Origin of the sequence: Enterovirga rhinocerotis (assembly GCF_004363955.1) — a bacterium.
GTDB lineage: Bacteria > Pseudomonadota > Alphaproteobacteria > Rhizobiales > Beijerinckiaceae > Enterovirga > Enterovirga rhinocerotis.
On the sequence record NZ_SNZR01000013.1, the window covers coordinates 37,549 to 55,446 of the forward strand.

Annotated in this window: 19 protein-coding genes; 9 read left to right on the forward strand and 10 right to left on the reverse strand. The window is 68.5% G+C overall.

Annotated features, from left to right (window positions below; translation table 11 throughout):
• Window position 1: 1 nt before the first annotated feature.
• Window positions 2-928: a hydroxymethylbilane synthase gene (gene hemC / locus EV668_RS11925; protein WP_133770283.1), complete on the reverse strand. Its 927-nt coding sequence runs from the start codon at window positions 926-928 to the stop codon at window positions 2-4.
• 101 nt (window positions 929-1,029) lie between these two features.
• On the opposite strand from hemC, the gene tsaD reads away from it, so the two are divergent.
• From tsaD to EV668_RS11940, 3 genes are read left to right on the forward strand one after another with little or no spacing between them, the layout of a single operon-like run.
• Window positions 1,030-2,082, forward strand: coding sequence for a tRNA (adenosine(37)-N6)-threonylcarbamoyltransferase complex transferase subunit TsaD (gene tsaD / locus EV668_RS11930; RefSeq protein ID WP_133770285.1), 1,053 nt, complete (start codon window positions 1,030-1,032; stop codon window positions 2,080-2,082).
• The gene (locus tag EV668_RS11935) at window positions 2,079-3,062 is read left to right on the forward strand and encodes an NAD(P)H-dependent glycerol-3-phosphate dehydrogenase (protein WP_133770287.1); all 984 of its coding nucleotides are present in this window, start codon (window positions 2,079-2,081) and stop codon (window positions 3,060-3,062) included. The genes tsaD and EV668_RS11935 overlap by 4 nt, the downstream gene beginning before the upstream one ends.
• A 13-nt stretch (window positions 3,063-3,075) precedes the next feature.
• Window positions 3,076-3,492 (forward strand): EVE domain-containing protein, encoded by a 417-nt coding sequence (locus EV668_RS11940; protein ID WP_133770289.1) that lies wholly within the window; start codon window positions 3,076-3,078, stop codon window positions 3,490-3,492.
• Between the two features lie 33 nt (window positions 3,493-3,525).
• Here the strand turns inward: EV668_RS11940 and EV668_RS11945 are convergent, their stop codons facing one another.
• Window positions 3,526-4,752, reverse strand: coding sequence for an ABC transporter substrate-binding protein (locus tag EV668_RS11945; RefSeq protein ID WP_133770291.1), 1,227 nt, complete (start codon window positions 4,750-4,752; stop codon window positions 3,526-3,528).
• Window positions 4,753-5,074: 322 nt separating this feature from the next.
• Between EV668_RS11945 and EV668_RS11950 the strand changes: the two genes are divergently transcribed.
• Genes EV668_RS11950 through hydA form a run of 3 tightly spaced genes read left to right on the forward strand, consistent with a single transcriptional unit; the run spans window position 5,075 to window position 8,445 of the window.
• The gene (locus EV668_RS11950; protein WP_133770293.1) at window positions 5,075-5,989 is read left to right on the forward strand and encodes a DMT family transporter; all 915 of its coding nucleotides are present in this window, start codon (window positions 5,075-5,077) and stop codon (window positions 5,987-5,989) included.
• Window positions 5,982-6,944: a DMT family transporter gene (locus EV668_RS11955; RefSeq protein WP_208111526.1), complete on the forward strand. Its 963-nt coding sequence runs from the start codon at window positions 5,982-5,984 to the stop codon at window positions 6,942-6,944. Before EV668_RS11950 ends, EV668_RS11955 begins: the two co-directional genes overlap by 8 nt.
• 52 nt (window positions 6,945-6,996) lie before the next feature.
• Window positions 6,997-8,445, forward strand: coding sequence for a dihydropyrimidinase (hydA, locus tag EV668_RS11960; protein ID WP_133770297.1), 1,449 nt, complete (start codon window positions 6,997-6,999; stop codon window positions 8,443-8,445).
• An 8-nt stretch (window positions 8,446-8,453) separates the two neighbouring features.
• Here the strand turns inward: hydA and EV668_RS11965 are convergent, their stop codons facing one another.
• The gene (locus tag EV668_RS11965) at window positions 8,454-9,203 is read right to left on the reverse strand and encodes an IclR family transcriptional regulator (protein WP_166652439.1); all 750 of its coding nucleotides are present in this window, start codon (window positions 9,201-9,203) and stop codon (window positions 8,454-8,456) included.
• 55 nt (window positions 9,204-9,258) lie between these two features.
• Window positions 9,259-10,158 (reverse strand): amino acid ABC transporter substrate-binding protein, encoded by a 900-nt coding sequence (locus EV668_RS11970; RefSeq protein WP_133770301.1) that lies wholly within the window; start codon window positions 10,156-10,158, stop codon window positions 9,259-9,261.
• Window positions 10,159-10,469: 311 nt separating this feature from the next.
• Between EV668_RS11970 and EV668_RS11975 the strand changes: the two genes are divergently transcribed.
• Together EV668_RS11975 and EV668_RS11980 are read left to right on the forward strand one after the other, a co-directional pair.
• Window positions 10,470-11,618 carry an aminotransferase class V-fold PLP-dependent enzyme gene (locus tag EV668_RS11975; RefSeq protein WP_133770303.1) on the forward strand — a complete coding sequence of 383 codons (1,149 nt, stop codon included), beginning with the start codon at window positions 10,470-10,472 and terminating at the stop codon, window positions 11,616-11,618.
• Window positions 11,619-11,753: 135 nt separating this feature from the next.
• Window positions 11,754-12,065 carry a c-type cytochrome gene (locus EV668_RS11980; RefSeq protein ID WP_245513127.1) on the forward strand — a complete coding sequence of 104 codons (312 nt, stop codon included), beginning with the start codon at window positions 11,754-11,756 and terminating at the stop codon, window positions 12,063-12,065.
• Between the two features lie 33 nt (window positions 12,066-12,098).
• Here EV668_RS11980 and EV668_RS11985 read toward each other — a convergent pair whose 3' ends face one another.
• A complete protein-coding gene (locus tag EV668_RS11985) occupies window positions 12,099-13,436 on the reverse strand; it encodes a carbohydrate porin (RefSeq protein ID WP_245513129.1) in 1,338 nt (445 codons plus the stop codon).
• A 203-nt stretch (window positions 13,437-13,639) separates the two neighbouring features.
• Here EV668_RS11985 and mntR point away from each other — a divergent pair, with 203 nt between their 5' ends.
• Window positions 13,640-14,122, forward strand: a complete 483-nt coding sequence (gene mntR / locus EV668_RS11990; protein WP_133770309.1) for a manganese-binding transcriptional regulator MntR — start codon at window positions 13,640-13,642, stop codon at window positions 14,120-14,122.
• Between the two features lie 130 nt (window positions 14,123-14,252).
• Here mntR and EV668_RS11995 read toward each other — a convergent pair whose 3' ends face one another.
• The 5 genes from EV668_RS11995 to EV668_RS12015 form a co-directional block, all read right to left on the reverse strand.
• Window positions 14,253-15,134, reverse strand: coding sequence for a 3-hydroxybutyryl-CoA dehydrogenase (locus EV668_RS11995; RefSeq protein ID WP_133770311.1), 882 nt, complete (start codon window positions 15,132-15,134; stop codon window positions 14,253-14,255).
• 30 nt (window positions 15,135-15,164) lie between these two features.
• Window positions 15,165-16,103, reverse strand: a complete 939-nt coding sequence (locus EV668_RS12000) for an electron transfer flavoprotein subunit alpha/FixB family protein (protein WP_133770313.1) — start codon at window positions 16,101-16,103, stop codon at window positions 15,165-15,167.
• A 17-nt stretch (window positions 16,104-16,120) separates the two neighbouring features.
• Window positions 16,121-16,870, reverse strand: a complete 750-nt coding sequence (locus EV668_RS12005; protein ID WP_133770315.1) for an electron transfer flavoprotein subunit beta/FixA family protein — start codon at window positions 16,868-16,870, stop codon at window positions 16,121-16,123.
• Between the two features lie 129 nt (window positions 16,871-16,999).
• On the reverse strand, window positions 17,000-17,578 hold the full coding sequence (locus EV668_RS12010) for a cob(I)yrinic acid a,c-diamide adenosyltransferase (protein WP_133770317.1): 579 nt from the start codon (window positions 17,576-17,578) through the stop codon (window positions 17,000-17,002).
• 2 nt (window positions 17,579-17,580) lie between these two features.
• A complete protein-coding gene (locus EV668_RS12015; RefSeq protein ID WP_133770319.1) occupies window positions 17,581-17,766 on the reverse strand; it encodes a twin transmembrane helix small protein in 186 nt (61 codons plus the stop codon).
• Window positions 17,767-17,898 lie beyond the last annotated feature (132 nt).

Genomic DNA, 17,898 nt, shown 5'->3' on the forward strand with positions numbered 1-17,898 from the left:
CTCAGCCCGCGACCCACCCGGCCGGGAGCCGCGCGCGGAGGTCGCGTCCAGCCTCCCGCCCGATCGCCTCGGCATCGGCCGGATCACCTGCGCGTTCGACGGTTTCCGCCCGCTTGCCGTCCGGCGTGAGCACGATGCCCCGGAAGGCGAGGCTTCCCTTCTCCACGGTGGCATGGCCGCCGATGGGCGTCCGGCAGGAGCCGTCGAGGACGGCGAGGAAGGCGCGCTCGGCCGCAAGGGCGAAGCCGGTCGCGGCGTCGCAGAGGGGGGCGAGGGCGCGCGCGACCCGCTCGTCGCCGGTGCGGATGGTGATGGCGATCGCGCCCTGGCCGACTGCCGGCAGGAAGCTGTCTGTCGGCAGGATCGTCGTGGCGAGATGGGCGAGGCCGAGGCGCTTGAGGCCGGCAAGGGCGAGGAGCGTGGCGCCCATCTCGCCGCTCTCGAGGCGGCGCAGCCGCGTGCCGACATTCCCGCGCAGCAGCGTCACCCGGCAATCGGGGCGGGCCCGAAGCACCATCGCCTGGCGGCGGAGCGAGGCCGAGCCGACGACCGTCCCCGGCGGCAGGCCGTCGAGATCGGCCGCGAGCGGGGTCAGGAGCACGTCGCGCACGTCCTCGCGCGGCAGGTAACCGGCGATCGCGAGGCCGGGCGGCAATTCGGTCGGCAGATCCTTCGCCGAATGGACCGCGAGGTCGATCGTCCCGGCGAGGAGCGCCTCGTCCAGCTCCTTCGTGAAGAGGCCCTTGCCGCCGGCCTCCGAGAGAGCCCGGTTCTGGATCCGGTCGCCCGTCGAGGTCATGGGTGTGAGCGGCAATGCGTCCTCCGGCAGCCCCGATTCCGCGGCGAGCCGCGCCTGGACCTCCCGCGCCTGGGCCAGCGCGAGCGGGCTCGCGCGCGTGCCGATGACGAGAGGGGAGGGTTCGGACATGACGGCTCCGGGCCGGATGCGAGGCCGGCCTTGCGCGGTGGGACCGGCCCCGTATAGGCGGAGAGTGCCCTTCCGTCGAAGGGGCTGCGGCGAAGAGATCGATGCGCGTCCTCGGGATCGAGACAACCTGCGACGAAACGGCGGCGGCGGTGGTCGCCAGCGGCGACGATGGCCGCGGCGTGATCCTGTCGAACGAGGTCTTCAGCCAGATCGCCGAACATGCGGGCTATGGCGGGGTCGTGCCCGAGATCGCGGCGCGTGCCCATGTCGAGGCGATCGACCGGTTGATCGCCCGGGCGTTGAGGGCGGCGGACGTCACGCTCGACCAGGTCGACGGCATCGCGGCGGCGGCCGGGCCGGGCCTGATCGGCGGGCTCCTCGTCGGGCTGACCACCGCCAAGACGCTGGCCCTCGTCGCGCGAAAGCCGCTGATCGCGGTGAACCATCTCGAGGCGCACGCCCTGACCCCGCGGCTGACCGACGAGGTCGCCTTTCCCTATCTCCTCCTCCTTGCCTCGGGCGGCCACACGCAGCTCGTCGCGGTGCGCGGCGTCGGCGATCATATCCGCCTCGGCACGACGATCGACGACGCTTTGGGCGAAGCCTTCGACAAGGTGGCCAAGCTCTTGGGCCTGGCCTATCCGGGCGGTCCCGAGGTCGAGCGCGAGGCCCGGCGGGGCGATCCGGAGCGCTTTGCGCTGCCGCGTCCGATGATGGGGCGGCCGAAGCCCGATTTCTCGCTCTCCGGCCTCAAGACGGCGCTCCGCATCGAGGCCGAGAAGGTCGCACCGCTGACCGGGACCGACATCGCCGATCTGTGTGCAGGCTTCCAGGCGGCCGTGGTCGACGTGATCGAGGACCGGACCCGCGTCGCGCTGCGCGATTTCCGCGAGCGCGTCGGCCGGCCGACCGCGCTCGTCGCGGCCGGCGGGGTCGCGGCGAACGGTGCGATCCGCGATGCGCTGGCGCGGCTTGCAGGGGAGGCGGGTCTCCGCCTCGTCGCGCCGCCGCTGCCGCTCTGCGGCGACAACGGCGCCATCATCGCCTGGGCGGGGCTGGAACGCCTGCGCCTCGGCCTCACCGACGACATGACGGCCGCCGCCCGGCCGCGCTGGCCGCTCGCCGAACTCGAGGCGGCGCCGCCCGCGTCATGAGACGGATCGCGGTGATCGGTGGGGGCGCCTTCGGCACGGCCCTCGCCAATGCGGCGGCGCTCGCCGGATGCGAGGTGGTGCTGTGGCTGCGCGATGCGGCAGCGGCCACGGAGATCGCAGCGACGCGCGTGAACCCGCGCCTGCCGGGCATTGCGCTGCGCCCGGCTGTGCATCCGACGGCCGATCCGGCGGCCCTCGCCGATGCCGAGGCGGCGCTCTTCGCCGTTCCGGCCCAGTCCCTCCGCGCGGCCCTCGAGGCGCCGGGCATCGCCCTCCGGCGGGGCTGCCCCATCGTGATCTGCGCCAAGGGGATCGAGCGGTCGACGGGCTCGTTCCTGAGCGACGTCGCTGCGTCGCTGCGGGCCGCCTCGCCCTGCGCGGTGCTCTCGGGCCCGTCTTTCGCGCAGGATATGGGGGCGGGGCTACCGACCGCGCTGACGCTCGCCTGCTCGGACGAGGCCCTGGCTGCCGAACTCGCCGCGGCCCTGTCGGGTCCGACGCTCCGCGTCTACCACGCGACGGACGTGCGGGGCGTCGAGATCGGCGGCGCGGCCAAGAACGTCCTCGCCATCGCGGCCGGGATCGTCGCCGGCCGGAGCCTCGGCGAGAGCGCGCGGGCGGCCATCGTCGCGCGGGGCTTCGCGGAGCTCCGGCGCTTCGCCGATGCCCATGGCGCCTCGCCCGCGACGCTGATGGGCCTTTCCGGGCTCGGCGACGTCGTGATGTCGTGCTCCTCGCCGCAGTCGCGCAACTTCGCCTTCGGGCTTCGCCTCGGCCAGGGCGCGACGCCGGAGGAAGCTGCGGAGGGAAAGCTCGCCGAAGGCGCCTTCACGGCCGAAGCCCTGCTCGGCCTCGCCCGGGCACGGGGCGTCGAGATGCCCATCGCCGAGGCGGTGGCGGACGTCCTTGCCGGCCGCCGCTCCGTTTCGGATACCGTCTCGGCGCTCATGGCGCGGCCGCTCAAATCCGAACTCGCCTGAACGGGAGCCCTTCATGGCACATTGGCTGTACAAGTCGGAGCCGTCCGCCTGGTCCTGGGACGAGCAGGTGGCGGCGGGTGCTAAGGGAACCCCATGGACGGGGGTGCGCAATCATTCCGCCAAGCTGAACCTGATGGCGATGAAGATCGGCGAGCGCGGATTCTTCTATCATTCCAACGAGGGCAAGGCGATCGTCGGCATCGTCGAGGTCATCAAGGAATACTACCCCGACCACACCGATGCCTCGGGCCGGTTCGGCATGGTCGACCTCAAGGCGGTCGAGCCGATGAAGCGGCCGGTGACGCTCGACGACGCGAAGAAGGAGCCGCGCCTCGCCACGATGATCCTCATCAACAATTCGCGCCTCTCGGTGCAGCCGGTCACCGACGAGGAATGGGCGGTGATCCGCGAAATGGGCGGGCTCGCCTGAGGGCCGGACCGAAGCCCGGCCCTCGGCGCCGCCTCACTTCTTGACGAGGCGACAGGTGCTGTCCGCGAGCGGCATGAAGGCGTCATCGCCCTCGATCGTCGCCAGGACCTTGAAGATGTCGTGCGGGCCGGTCGATTTCTCGGGCGTCTTCACGCGCACATGGTAGATGTCGTGCACCATCCGGCCGTCGACGCGGACGCGCCCGTTGCGCGAGAAGGCATCCTCCAGCTTCACCGACCTGAGATGAGCCATGATCCGGTCGGGATCGAGCGAGCCGACCGCTTCCACCGCCTTCAGATATTGCAGCGTCGCCGAATAGGCGCCGGCATGGTTCATGGTCGGCGGGCTCTTGTGGATCGCCGTGAAGGCCTTGGAGAAGGCGCGGCTCCTGTCGTCCAGGTCCCAGTAGAAGGCGGTCGCGAGTTCCATGCCCTGAGCGACCTTGAGGCCGAGCCCGACGATGTCGGTGTCGAACATCAGAAGCGGGACGATGGTCTGGTTTCGCCCGAGCCCGAACTCGGCCGCCTGTTTGACGGCGTTCTGGGCGTCCCGGCCCGCATTGGCGAGCGCCACGACCTGCGCCTTCGATTGCTGGGCTGAGAGCAGATAGGACGCGAAGTCGGGCGCGTTCAGAGGATGGCGGACGCTGCCGGTGATCGTGCCGCCGAGTTCCTTGACGATCTTGGCGGCGTCGCCCTCGAGAGACTTCCCGAAGACGTAGTCGGCCGTGACGAAGTACCAACTCTTGCCGCCCGCCTTGACCGCGGCGCGCGCCGCTCCGCCCGCCATGGAATAGGTGTCGAATGCGTAATGGATGCCGTAGGGCGAGCAATCGGCATTGGTGAGGGCGGTCGTGCCGGAATGGAGGAAGCTGATCCGCTTCTTGCTTTCGCCGAGCTTCTGAAGGGCGACGGCCGAGGCCGAATCCGACGCCTCGATGATCATCTGGACAGCGTGCTGGTCGTACCATTCGCGCGCCCGCGAGACCGAAATATCCGCCTTCAACCCGCTATCGGCGCTCAGCACCTCGATCGGTCGGCCGAGGACCTTTCCGCCGAATTCCTCGATCGCCATCCTGGTGCCGATGACGACGCCCGGTCCCGCCAGGGAGGAGTAGGGGCCGCTCATGTCGGTGATGATGCCGATGCGGACCGGCTCCTGGGCCATGGCGGCCCCGGTCAGCCATAACGTGGTCAGGATGGATGCCGTGGCGACGCGGCCGAAGCGCGCTGCTCCGCTCGGAGCAGTACGATTGGTCATAATTCCCCCCAAATAAAGCCGGAGTGATCCCGGTCATGCGGCCCGGCTAGCATGCAACGGGAAGCAAGCCAACGATGAATCCCGAAACCAGACTGGAGCGGCGATAACACTGTCGGCGGAATATCATCTCGTCATGGGTGATTGTGCAATATTTCTGAACGATAATACGCCGCTCGAGAATAAATCATCGCGCGGTATCAGGCTCTGAAAAGCGGACGGCGACGCCCCGTGCGCAGGGGCTAGGCCGCGCCCTCCGACGCGGGGGGCAGGGTTGCGCGAGTGCACGATTGAGCCGGGGCGCGGGGCCTCGTAAGCGAGGATCATGGGAGCGCTCGCGGGGATCCTGGCCGCCCTGACGGGCCGGCCCTATCTGCTGCTCAGCCTGGCGACGATCGGCTGGGCCGGCAACGCCGTCGCCGGCCGGCTGTCGGTCGGTCACATGTCGCCCATGGTGATCGTGTCGCTGCGCTGGCTCGTGGTGATGCTTCTTCTGGGTACGCTGGCGAGCCGGGCTCTGCGCGCCGAATGGCCGATCATCGCGCGCCACTGGCGCTACCTCTTCTGCATGGGCGGGCTCGGCTACACGATCTTCAACGCCATCTTCTATTGGGCGGCGCATCATACGAGCGCGGTGAATATGGGCGTTCTCCAGGGCGTGACACCCGTGCTCGTGATGACCTTCGCCTTTGTCGCCTATCGCACGAGGATCGGGCTCCCGCAGGCGGTCGGGGTCGTGGTGACGCTCGTCGGAGTGGCGGTCGTCGCGAGCCGCGGGTCTCTCGAGGTTCTACGCACCATGGCGTTCAACATCGGCGATCTCGGCATCATCGCGGGGTCCGTCCTGTATGCCGGCTATACCGTCGCCCTGCGGCAGCGGCCTGCCTTGTCGCCGATCGCCTTCTTCACCGCGATGGCGTCGGCCGCCTTCGTGACCTCCATCCCCCTCGTCGGACTGGAAATGGCTCGCGGCGACGCCTTGTTTCCAGATCTGCGGGGCTGGGCGCTGATGATCTATATCGCGCTCCTCCCCTCGCTCCTGTGCCAGTTGGCCTTCATGCGGGCCGTCCAACTGATCGGGCCGAATCGCGCGGGCCTTTTCATGAATCTCGTGCCGGTCGTCGCCGCGCTGCTCGGCGTGCTGCTGCTCGGCGAGCATTTCGGCCTCTATCATGCTGCGGGCCTCGCCCTCGTCCTGGGCGGCATCTGGCTCGCCGAGCGGAAGCCGGCCGGTGTCTGATCCGCCGGGCCGGGTGCCCTCCCCGCGGCTGCTCGCGCTCCTGACGGAGCAGCCCTATCTGCTCCTGCCAGTCGCGATGGTCGGCTGGGCCGCGACGGCGGTCGCCGGTCGGCTCGCGGTGGGGCACGTCTCGCCGATGGCGATCGTGGTCCTGCGGGTGCTGGTGGTCCTCATTGTCCTCGGGCTCTTCGCGCGGCGGACCCTCAGCGAGAACTGGCGGCAAGCCTTGCCGCACTGGCGTTACATCCTGGCGATGGGAGCATGCGGCTACACGCTGTTCAGCGCCCTCTTCTACTCGGCCGCGCATTACACGAGCGCCGTGAACATGGGCGTGATCCAGGGCGTCTCGCCCGCGCTGATCCTGGCGGGCGGCTTCATCGCCTTCGGCTCGCGGTTCACCGCGTGGCAGGGCGCCGGCGTCGCTGTGACGCTCGTCGGGGTCGTGATCGTGGCGAGCCGCGGTTCGTGGGACACGATCCGGAGCCTCTCCTTCAATCTGGGTGATCTCGGCATCCTCGCCGCGGCGCTCTTCTATTCCGGCTACACGGTGGCGCTGCGGCGGCGCCCGGCGCTCGATCCGCTCGTCCTGTTCGCGGGCATGACGCTCGCGTCCCTCCTCGTCGCCCTGCCGCTGCCCCTGATCGAGGCCTGGCACGGCAGCTTCGTGTGGCCGGATGCGCGGGGCTGGGCGCTGGTGCTGTTCATCGGGCTCGTGCCTTCGTTCCTCAGCCAGGTCGCCTTCATGCGCGGTGTCGCGCTGATCGGGCCGGCTCGGGCCGGTCTGTTCCTGAACCTGATGCCAATCGCGGCGGCTATCCTTGGTGTCGCGATCCTCGGAGAGACCTTCGCGCTGTATCACGCCGCGGGGCTGGCCTTCGTGCTCGGCGGCATCTGGCTCTCCGAACGGGGGCGGGCCGCTCCCGCCGGGCCACCCTCGGCCTCCGCCGGGAGTTGACGCTGCGCGGCCCCTTCGGCAACCGAAGGCGCATCACCGATTGGAGCCCCTCATGAGCGAAGCCCCCTACGACCTCGTCATCCGCGGCGGCACCGTCGCGACCGCCTCGGACGTGATGGAGGCGGATGTCGCGATCGCCGGCCAGGAGATCGCCGCGATCGGGCGGGGCCTGCCGAAGGGAGCGCGCGAGATCGACGCGGGAGGCAAGCTCGTCCTGCCGGGCGGCATCGATCCGCATTGCCATATCGAACAGCTCTCGGCGAACGGCCTCCTCAACGCCGATACGTGGCAGAGCGCGACCACGGCGGCGGCCTTCGGTGGCACGACGACCGTCATCGCCTTCGCCGCCCAGCATCGCGGCATGGCGATGAAGCAGGTCGTCGAGGATTATCAGGCTCTTGCGAAGGCGGGCGCCGTCGTCGACTACGCCTACCACCTCGCCATCGCGAACCCGACCGAGGAGACGCTGAAAGGGGACGTGCCCGATCTCGTCGCGACCGGCCATTCCTCTCTCAAGGTCTTCATGACCTATGACCGGCTGAAGGTCGACGACGAGGAACTGCTCGACGTCCTCTGGGCGGCCCGCAAGAGCGGTGCACTCGTCTGCGTCCATTGCGAGAACAACGGCATGATCTCGTGGATGGGCAAGCGCCTCCTCGAGAAGGGCTTCACCCATCCGAAATACCATGCGCCCTCGCATCCGCGCGCGGCCGAGGCCGAGGCGATCGAACGGCTCGCCTGGGCCTCGCAGACGCTCGACCAGCCCGTGATGGTCTTCCACGTCTCGACCGCCGAGGGGGCGGAGGTCGTCAGGCGGGCGCGCGGACGGGGCGTCAAGCTCTTCGCCGAGACCTGCACCCAGTATCTCTTCATGACCGCGGCCGATCTCGACAAGCCCGGCCTCGACGGCGCGCGCTGGATGTGCAGCCCGCCCATCCGCACCGAGCGCGACCAGGAGGCGCTGTGGCGCGCGCTCGAGCTCGGCGACCTGCAGATCGTCTCCTCCGACCATGCGCCCTACAAGCTCGACGAGACCGGCAAGTTCTCCGCCGGCCCCTCGCCGAGCTTCAAGCAGATCGCGAACGGGATGCCGGGGGTCGAGCTGCGCTTGCCGGTGATGTTCGACGCCATGGTCTCGAAGGGCCGGCTCGGGCTCAACAAGTTCGTCGAGCTGACATCCACGGCCCCGGCGCGCATCTACAACCTGCCGAACAAGGGCTCGATCGCGATCGGCGCCGATGCCGACATCGCCATCTGGAACCCCGACCGCGAGGTCACGATCGGCGCCGAAACGGTGCACGACGCGTCGGGCTACACGCCCTATGACGGCCGCATCGTGCGCGGCTGGCCGGAGACGGTCCTCGGCCGCGGCCGCATCCTCGTCGAGGATGGCCGGCTCGCCGCCGAGCCCGGCTCCGGTCGCTTCCTCCCTCGCGACGGCGGCGAGGCGGCCCGGCCCGCCGGCCGCCCCTCCGCGGAGGTGGCGCTGCTGCTGGACTAGGGGGCGGCTCAGATCGCCCGCGCGATCCGGGCGGCGGCGCTGCGCATGGCGGGGACGAAGCCGGTCAGCCTCTCCAGCGTCATCCTGATCTTCGGCGCGGAGATGGTCAGCACGGCGAGGATGCGGTCGTCCTCGCTGCGGACGGGCACGGCGGCGCCGACGACGCCGACGATGAACTCGGAATCGTTGGTGGCGTAGCCCTGGCGGCGGATCAGCAGCAGCTCCTCCCGCAACGCCTTGGGATCGGTGATCGTGTGCGGCGTGATCCCCTGCCACGGGCCGGTCGCGAGGAAGCGTGACAGCCGCTCCTCGGACATGTTGGCGAGGAAGATGCGCCCGCTCGAGGTACAATGGACGGGCGTGCGCTGCCCGGCCTGGAATTGCAGGGTCAGGGGCGAGTTTCCGTAGGCGCTCGCGATGTATTCGACCTCGCCGCCCGCGAGCATGGCGATGCTGCACGTCTCGCCGGTGCGGCGGGCGAGATCGGAGAGGGCGAGCTGCAGCGGCGCGTAGACGACCGTGGCGCTCATGATGTCTGAGGCGAGGCCGACGAGGCGCGGGGCAGGGCCATAGCCCGAACGGCCCGGCAGCTTCTGGAGGTAGCCCATCCCTTCGAGCGTCGCCACGATGCGATGCGCCGTCGGCCGTGGGATGCCCAGCACCTCGACGACCTGGGCAACTGAGATCGAGCCGGCGGAGGCGGCGAGTTCGAGGACGGCGAACACGCGGGAAATGGGAGACGAGGTGTCGTCTCCCATCGGTATTCCGGGGCGTCGTACCAAGCCGACCCCCATCAGGCGAGTACGGGACGGGTCAGCTATCGACCTTGTCGCTCGGCTTGGCAATGCGCTCCTTCAGCGCCTCGCTCGGCGGGAAGTTGAGGTTGTCGCCATACGGCGCGATCGGCGATTGGAACCACTTGTCGTAGAGGGTCATGAAGGCGCCCGAGGCCATCATCTCCTTCAGTACGCCATCGGCCAGCGCCTTGAATTCGCTGTCGCCCCTCGGCAGCATCAGGCCGTAGGGAACGCTGTCGAACGTCTCGGGCAGGAAGACGAGGTCGTCCTTGTTCGGCGCGCGCGCCTTGAGGCCCGCGAGCAGGATATCGTCCTCCAGGAACGCTGCGGCGCGTCCCGTCTGCACCATCAGCAGCGACTCGGCGTGATCGCGCGCCTGGACGATCTCGAACGTCGCGCCCTTGGCCTTGAAGGCCTGCGCGAAGCCGGCTGCGTTCGACCCTTGTGTGACGGCGATCGTCTTGCCGTCGAGGCCCTTCATGTCGGCGATGCCGAGCGAGCGCTTGGTCAGCCAGCGAGGAGAACTGACGAATGTCGCGACCGTGAAGGAGACCTGCTTCAAGCGAGCGAGGCTGCTCGACGTGCCCCCGCATTCGATGTCGATCGTGCCGTTCTGGATGAGGGGGATGCGGTTCGAGGAGTTCACCGGCTGAAGCTTCACCTCCAGCTTGTCGAGCTTCAGCTCGCTTCGGATGCGCTCCACGACCGGCGCGCACAGATCGATCGAGAAGCCGACCGGCTTCTGGTTCTGGTCGAGATACGAGAAGGGGATCGAGGATTCCCGGTAGCCGAGCGTGATCGCACCCGTCTTCTTGATCTTCGCGAGAGCAGGACTTTCGGCCCGGGCCGTCGGAACGACGAGACTGGCGATGAAGCCCAGGGCTAACCCGGCGACGGTCCCGGCACGACGCGACATCCCACCCTCCTGCTCTGTGTTCGGCATGACTCTCGCTTGGAGGGAATGGCCTTCGCCGCCCAAGCACCGGCATGCTCCGCGACGATCTCGTGACGGTCAATCGTCGTCCGAAAAATGATACGATATGTATCGAATTTCGATCACACATGGGCGGGCGAGCAAAGACGCCGCAGCGTCCAAGCTCCTGACGCTGCGTCAGGTTTCGGCTCTCGCATTTCGAGACCTGATTCCCGTCCTTGCCGTCTCGACGGCTTCCGCCGGCTGGATTTATGAGACGTCGCTCAGCATCGCCTATCCGGGCTGGAGAGACCATGTCGCGGCATTATGACGTCGAGGCCGTCCGTCGGGAGTTCCCGGTGGTCGAGCGGATGCTCTACCTCGACAGCGCCCATCAGACGCCGCTTGCCGCGAGCGTCAGGGACGCTCTGCTTCGCTTCTATTCCGAAGGCCATGACTTCGCCGGGCCGAAGCCCGTCTGGCTCGCCCGCGTCGACGAGGTCCGCCGCCGGGTCGCGCGCCTCCTGAACTGCGCGCCCTCCCAGATAGCCTTCACCAAGAACACCTCGGAGGGTATGAACATCGCCGCCAACGCGCTTCCGCTGGAAGCCGGCGACAACGTGCTGCTCGTCGAAGGCGATCACCCCAACAACGCCTATGCCTTCCTCAACCTGACGCGGCGGGGCGTCGAGGTCCGCTTCGTGCCCCTGCGCGGGGAGACGGCCGACGCCTCGACCTTCGCCGACGCGATCGATGGGCGGACACGGGCGATCTCGCTGTCCCACGTCACTTTCCATGCCGGACACCGCTTCGACGTCGAGGCGATCGGTCGCCTGTGCCGCGAGCGCGGATTGTTCTTCGTCGTCGACGCCATGCAATCGACCGGCGTCGTTCCGCTCGATGCGGCGGCGATCGGCGCGACCTTCCTCGGTTCGGGTTGCCACAAGGGCCTGCTGGTGCCGCAGGGCCTCGGCATCCTCCTCTGCCGTGAGGACGTCCGGGAGCTGAACCCGGCCTACATGGCGATGTCGAGCCTTGCCAGTCCTCCTGCCGACTATATCGCGCGCGCCGACAACATGGCGCTGCGCGCCGATGCGGGCCGGTTCGAGATCGGCAATTTCAACCTGCCCGACATCCATGCGCTGGCCGCCTCGCTCGACCTGATCGAAGGGATCGGCGTCGCCTCGATCGAGGCTCATGCCTATGATCTCGGCGATCGGCTGATCGGCCATTGCGACGAGATGGGCGTGCGGCTCGTCGGCCCCCGGGACCGAGCGCAGCGCGCCCCGCACATCTATGTCCTCGATCTGCCGGGGGAGGGGTGGATCGACTATCTCGCGAGCGAGAACGTGCGCATCTCGCCCGAGCGTGACGGCATTCGGGTCTCGTTCGGGCTCTTCAACAGCGAGAGCGACGTCGATCGCTTCGCCGCCATCGTGAAACGCCGGCTCGGCGCCGTCTGAAACCCGGCGCCGGCCTTAGGGCAGGGCGGATTGACGAGGATCAAAGCCGACCACCCGCCGGCATGCGATGGTCCCCGCCTTGGAACGACCTGGCGGGGAGCGGCGATGGCAGGCAGGCGGCGGAGGCCATGGGGATTGGCGGCCCAGGTGGGCGCCATTCTTCTCGGGGTGGTCGCGCCGGTGCAGGCACTCGATCCGTCCGAGCAGAGAGGGCTGACTTTCGTGCGGGAGCATTGCGCCCGCTGCCATGCCGTCGGCAAGGCGGATGCGAGCCCCCTCGCGGAGGCGCCGCCCTTCCGCATGCTGCATCGGAACTATCCGGTCGAGGACCTTGCCGAGAGCCTCGCGGAGGGGATCACGACGGGGCACCCGACCATGCCGGAGTTCCAGCTCGATCCGGGGCAGGTGAACGACGTCATCGCCTATCTCAAGACGCTGGAGCGGTAGGGCGGGCACCAGCCGCCCCGAACCCTGCCGCGCTTAGTAGGTGAGGGTCGAGCGCAGCCCGACGATGAAGCCGCCCTTGAGGAGGGTGCCGGGCCGGTACGGGTTCTCCACGCCGCCTGCCGGCCGGTACACGTATTGGATGTCGGGCTGGACGACCCAGCCGGGCGCGATCTGGGCCGCGTAGGTCGCCTCGAACGTGGCCTCGTAGCTGCGGATCGGCGCGAAGGCCCCGGCATGGATCTGCGCGTCGCGATCGGCCGAGCGCAGCGCCCGGCCGATCCGGGAATAGATGAAGCTCACCCCGAACTGATCGTGCGGCCGGCGCGGGACGAGACCGGAGAAGACGAGCCCCCCATCGGCCCAGAGGTCGATATGGCTTCGGTCGGAGGGGCTGGCCGAGAGGCGCCCGTAGACGAGGATGCCGTCCTCGTGGCTTCCGCCCTCGGGTCGCCAGAGCTGATGGTCGACGACACCGTAAAGCCCGCTCATGCCCCTGAGACGCCGGGGCTCGCCGTTGCTGGTCGGATGGAGAAGGGCGAGGCCTGTCCGGTCGTAACGGAGATCGTCGAACCGCCCGAGCCGGTGGTAGCCGCCGAGGCGCCAGGTCCCGGCAAGGCCGGTCGACTCCTTGTCCTGCCCGTAGCGGTACTGCACCTCGCCCATCAGCAACGCCGGATCGCGCAGCGGGAAGCGGAGCCCGTCCCGGTTCACCTCCTTCTGGTCGCCCGGATCCCCGTTGAAGATCGCGAAGAGCGCCGTGAGGCTGTCGGTCGGCTGGGCACGGAAGCGGATGCCCGGCGTCGAGATGGGATAGGCTGGCCCGCCCGCCGGCAGGTTGGCGCCGGTGATCGTCGGCCAGTCGTTCGACAGGAAGATCCGGCCGTAATCGGCGGAGAAGAATTCGCCGTCCGCCGTGATCTGGCCGATCCGCAGACCGAAGCGGTCACCCGCCCATTTCTGTTCGAGCCAGATCTCCGACAGGCGCGTCGACGGGTAGGCCTCGATGTTCGAGACGGTGACGAGCCGGCCGAAGGTCCGGTCGCGCAGGCCGCCCGTATCGTGGATCTGGAAGGCATTGGCGAAGAAGGCGAGGCCCTGCCAGCCGGCCATGGTGCCGAGATCGATGCCGAGCTGCGCCTCCAGCTTGCCGGCATAGACGCCATGCCGGCGGAGCCCGCCCGAGAGGTTCCCCAGCATCTCGTTCGTGTAGCTCAGGTTGATCGTCAGGCCGCGTGCTTCGGCCGCCGCGCGCCATCCGCCCGGATCCCCGAACGGGCCGAGCGAGCTCTGGATCGAGGGCGGCTTGTCCGTCGCCGCGCCGGACTGCGAAGCGTCCTGCGCCAGGGCCGGCCCTCCGATAAAGCTACTCAAGGCGGCAGAGCCGGCCAGAACGAAACGCCAATGCATGAGCACGCCCTCCCCGCGAATGAGCATCGACGCTAGAATATAGCATATGCTATATCAAGCAGAATCTGCTTATTCATGAAGCCGGTGCTGCGCGGCATCCCGGGCCGCCGTTTGGACGACATCAAAGCCTCGGGCTATGAATCCTCATGGGTAGGCATGGCGGGGACATGGGACGGGGTGCTGCTGACAAGGCGAACGCGGCCGAGGCCGCTGAGGCGGGCGGGCAGCTTGCCGATGTCGAGAGCCAGGCCGAGAGCTTTCGCCGGGCGCGCCGGGCGCGCCGCTCGGAACTCGTCGACGACTATGTCGAACTGATCGCGGATCTCATCGCGGACGGGGGCGAGGCGCGTCAGGTCGACATCGCGGCGCGCCTCGGGGTCGCCCAGCCGACCGTCGCGAAGATGCTGAAGCGTCTGACGGAGGAAGGGCTCGTGACGCAGCGGCCGTATCGGGGTGTCTTTCTGACGGCCGAGGGACAGGATCTCGCCGACAGAAGCCGCCGGCGGCACCACATCGTCGAGTCGTTCCTGCTCGCCGTCGGCGTCGACCCCGAGCATGCGCGTCTCGATACCGAAGGCATCGAGCACCATGTCAGCGACGCGACGCTCGCGGTCTTCGCACGCTTCGTGAAAGAGGCAGGGAAGCCGTAGGCGGCCCGGAGCGGCTCACGCCGGCGGAGCCGGCTCCATCGCCTCGCCGGCCGCGGTCATGTCCCGGCGGCCGGATCGTCGGTTCCGGACGCTCGGTCCGGACGAGGGGCGTCGGTTGGCCGGCTGCGCCTCAGCGCGTCGGGACCGGGTTCTCGCCCCGATAGTCGTAGAAGCCGCGCTTCGTCTTCCGGCCGAGCCAGCCGGCCTCGACATATTTCACGAGCAGCGGGCAGGGCCGGTACTTCGTATCGGCGAGACCATCATGCAGCACCTGCATGACCGACAGGCAGATATCGAGGCCGATGAAGTCGGCGAGCTGAAGCGGCCCCATCGGGTGGTTCGCGCCGAGCCGCATCGCGGTATCGATCGATTCGACCGAGCCGACGCCCTCGTAGAGGACGTAGATCGCCTCGTTGATCATCGGCAGGAGGATGCGGTTGACGATGAAGGCCGGGAAATCCTCCGAGACCGTCGTCGTCTTGTGCAGCTTCGCGGTGAAGGCGCGGGCCGCTTCGAAGGTCGGATCCTCCGTCGCGATGCCACGGATCAGCTCGACGAGCTGCATCACCGGCACCGGGTTCATGAAATGGATGCCGATGAAGCGTTCCGGCCTGTCCGTCGCCGCCGCGAGGCGGGTGATCGAGATCGAGGACGTGTTCGTGGCGAGGATCGCGTCCGGCCGCACCAGCGGGCAGAGATCGACGAGGATCTTGCGCTTGATCTCCTCGTTCTCGGTCGCCGCCTCGATCACGAGATCGCAATCCGCGAAGCCCTCGTAGGTCTTGACCGGCTGGATGCGGTCGAGCGCCGCCCGGCGTTCGTCCTCGCTGATCGACCCGCGCGACACCTGCCGCGCGAGGTTCCCGTTGATCGTCGCCATGCCCTGGTTGAGCCGGTCGGCCGAGACGTCGTTCAGGCGGACGTTGAGGCCGGCAGCTGCGCAGACATGAGCGATGCCGTTGCCCATCTGGCCGGCACCGACGATGCCGACCGTCCGGATGTCCATGGTCATGAGGTCATTTCCATCCGCAGGGGAGAGGCGTCACGATTTGATTTTGGCGAGCTCTTGATCGAGCTCCGGGAGCACCTTGAAGAGGTCGCCGACGAGGCCGTAATCCGCCACCTGGAAGATGGGGGCCTCCTCGTCCTTGTTGATGGCGACGATGACCTTCGAATCCTTCATGCCGGCGAGATGCTGGATGGCGCCGGAGATGCCGACCGCGATGTAGAGGTCGGGGGCGACCACCTTGCCGGTCTGGCCGACCTGCCAGTCGTTCGGGGCGTAGCCCGCATCGACCGCGGCGCGCGAGGCGCCCATGGCCGCGCCGAGCTTGTCGGCGATCGGCTCGATATAGGTCTTGAAGTTCTCGGTCGAACCGAGCGAACGCCCGCCGGAGATGATGATCTTGGCCGCGGTCAGCTCCGGACGGTCGAGCTTGACGATCTCCTCGCCCTTGAAGCTCGAGATGCCCGGGTCTTCCGCCGCCTGCACCGCCTCGACCGAGGCCGAGCCGCCCTCTCCGGAGGCCTGGAAGGCCGAGGTCCGGACCGTGATCACCTTCTTCGACTCGCCCGACTGGACGGTCTGGATGGCGTTGCCGGCATAGATCGGGCGCTCGAAGGTGTCGGGCGAGACGATCTTCGTCACGTCCGAGACCTGCATCACGTCGAGCAGCGCGGCGACGCGGGGCAGGACGTTCTTTCCGTGCGTCGTCGCGGCCGACACGATCGCGTCGTAGGGGCCGGCGAGGGATACGATCAGGGCCGCGACGGGCTCGGCGAGGCCGTGCGCATAGGCGGCGTCGGTCGCGGACAGAACCTTCTCGACGCCGTCGAGCTTGGCGGCCGCCTGGGCGGCCGCTTCGGGCCCGGTGACGAGGACGTGGACCGGGCCGCCGAGGGCCTTGGCCGCCGTCAGCGCCTTCTTGGTCGCGTCGAGGATGGTGGCGCCGTCGTGATCGGCGAGAAGAAGCGTGGTCATCATCGTCTCCTTGGCGCTCAGATCACCGCCGCTTCGTTCTTGAGCTTCTCGACGAGTTCGCCTGCCGATCCGACCTTGACGCCGGCCTTGCGCCCGCCGGGCTCGACCGTCTTCAGCACCGTCAGGCGGGGGGCCGGATCGACGCCGTAATCGGCGGCCGTCTTCTCGGCGATGGGCTTCTTCTTCGCCTTCATGATGTTCGGCAGCGAGGCGTAGCGCGGCTCGTTGAGGCGCAGGTCCGTGGTCACGACCGCCGGCATCTTCAGCGAGACGGTCTGGAGGCCGCCATCGACCTCGCGGGTGACGTCGACCGAGCCGTCACCGGGCTCGACCTTCGAGGCGAAGGTGCCCTGCGGCCAGCCGAGGAGGGCGGCCAGCATCTGGCCGGTCTGGTTGCAATCGTCGTCGATGGCCTGCTTGCCGAGGATGACGAGATCGGGATTTTCCTCGTCGACGACGCCCTTCAGGATCTTCGCGACGGCGAGGGGCTCGACCGTGCCGTCCACCTTCACCAGGATGCCGCGGTCGGCGCCCATGGCCAGGGCGGTGCGGATCGTTTCCTGTGCCTGCTGCGGGCCGATCGAGACCGCGATGATCTCGGTCGCCTTGCCCTTTTCCTTCAGCCGGATCGCCTCCTCGACCGCGATCTCGTCGAACGGGTTCATCGACATTTTCACGTTGGCGAGCTCGACGCCCGAACCGTCCGCTTTCACGCGAACCTTCACGTTGTAGTCGATGACCCGCTTGACGGGCACGAGAACCTTCATCGAGAGGCGTCCCTTGGTTGCCGATGGTGCTGCGCGATGGCTCGCCCGAGCGGGCGTCGCGGCCTCAAAGCATGGAGGCGGCGGACGGTAAAGTCGGGTCGTGACGATTGCAACGCGATTGGGGCCACCTCAGCGGTTCTGCCCTGGAACCCAGAGCACGTCGCGCGCGCCGCGGTCGTTATGGAAGCGCGCCGCCACGAACAGGAGATCGGAGAGGCGGTTGAGGTAGCGGATCACCTCGGGAGCGACCTTCTCCTCGGGCTTCTCGGCCAGGGCGACGGCGAGACGCTCGGCCCGGCGGCAGACCGTGCGGGCGAGATGGAGATGCGCCGAAACGGGCGTTCCTCCGGGGAGGACGAAGGAGCGGAGCGGCGCGAGGTCCGCATTCATCGCGTCGATCTCGCCTTCGAGCCGATCGACCTGCGAATCGAGGATGCGCAGGTCCTCGCGCTTGCGTGGCTCGTCGCGGGGCGGCGTCGCGAGATCTGCGCCGAGATCGAAGAGGTCGTTCTGGATGCGGGCGAGCAGGGCGTCGGCGTCCGGGTCCGACGACGTGTGGAGGCGGACGAGGCCGAGCGTCGCGTTCAGCTCGTCCACGGTGCCGTAGCATTCGATGCGCAGGTCGCTCTTGCGGCGGCGTTCGCCGCCCACGAGCTGCGTGCCGCCGCCGTCTCCGGCCTTCGTGTAGATGCGGTTGAGGGCGACCATGCTCAGCTCTGGGTCTTCAGCCAGATCGCGATCATGATGATCACGATCGCGACGAATTGCAGCAGCACGCGCATCCGCATCAATTGCTGCGACCGCGCGGGGGATCCGCCCCGCATCATGTTGATCAGGCCGAGCAGGAGGACGACCGCCACGACCAGGACCGCGGCTATCACGATGGCATTCGACATGAGGCGGTCTTAGAGCATTTTCGGCGAGGTGTAGCGGGGTCGCGACGAATAATGCGACCGGCATGGGAGGGTTCGCGTTGGGCAGGGCCTGCGACACAGGCAGGCAAGCGCCATCGCCCGCGCCGTCCGGTG

What these genes read in the sequence shown, in the direction of transcription:
- hemC (WP_133770283.1), bottom strand. Translation starts at nt 928, where the DNA reads ATGTCCGAACCCTCCCCTCTCGTCATCGGCACGCGCGCGAGCCCGCTC.
- tsaD (WP_133770285.1), top strand. Translation starts at nt 1,030, where the DNA reads ATGCGCGTCCTCGGGATCGAGACAACCTGCGACGAAACGGCGGCGGCG.
- EV668_RS11935 (WP_133770287.1), top strand. Translation starts at nt 2,079, where the DNA reads ATGAGACGGATCGCGGTGATCGGTGGGGGCGCCTTCGGCACGGCCCTC.
- EV668_RS11940 (WP_133770289.1), top strand. Translation starts at nt 3,076, where the DNA reads ATGGCACATTGGCTGTACAAGTCGGAGCCGTCCGCCTGGTCCTGGGAC.
- EV668_RS11945 (WP_133770291.1), bottom strand. Translation starts at nt 4,752, where the DNA reads ATGACCAATCGTACTGCTCCGAGCGGAGCAGCGCGCTTCGGCCGCGTC.
- EV668_RS11950 (WP_133770293.1), top strand. Translation starts at nt 5,075, where the DNA reads ATGGGAGCGCTCGCGGGGATCCTGGCCGCCCTGACGGGCCGGCCCTAT.
- hydA (WP_133770297.1), top strand. Translation starts at nt 6,997, where the DNA reads ATGAGCGAAGCCCCCTACGACCTCGTCATCCGCGGCGGCACCGTCGCG.
- EV668_RS11965 (WP_166652439.1), bottom strand. Translation starts at nt 9,203, where the DNA reads ATGGGAGACGACACCTCGTCTCCCATTTCCCGCGTGTTCGCCGTCCTC.
- EV668_RS11970 (WP_133770301.1), bottom strand. Translation starts at nt 10,158, where the DNA reads ATGTCGCGTCGTGCCGGGACCGTCGCCGGGTTAGCCCTGGGCTTCATC.
- EV668_RS11975 (WP_133770303.1), top strand. Translation starts at nt 10,470, where the DNA reads ATGTCGCGGCATTATGACGTCGAGGCCGTCCGTCGGGAGTTCCCGGTG.
- mntR (WP_133770309.1), top strand. Translation starts at nt 13,640, where the DNA reads ATGGGACGGGGTGCTGCTGACAAGGCGAACGCGGCCGAGGCCGCTGAG.
- EV668_RS11995 (WP_133770311.1), bottom strand. Translation starts at nt 15,134, where the DNA reads ATGACCATGGACATCCGGACGGTCGGCATCGTCGGTGCCGGCCAGATG.
- EV668_RS12000 (WP_133770313.1), bottom strand. Translation starts at nt 16,103, where the DNA reads ATGACCACGCTTCTTCTCGCCGATCACGACGGCGCCACCATCCTCGAC.
- EV668_RS12005 (WP_133770315.1), bottom strand. Translation starts at nt 16,870, where the DNA reads ATGAAGGTTCTCGTGCCCGTCAAGCGGGTCATCGACTACAACGTGAAG.
- EV668_RS12010 (WP_133770317.1), bottom strand. Translation starts at nt 17,578, where the DNA reads ATGGTCGCCCTCAACCGCATCTACACGAAGGCCGGAGACGGCGGCGGC.
- EV668_RS12015 (WP_133770319.1), bottom strand. Translation starts at nt 17,766, where the DNA reads ATGTCGAATGCCATCGTGATAGCCGCGGTCCTGGTCGTGGCGGTCGTC.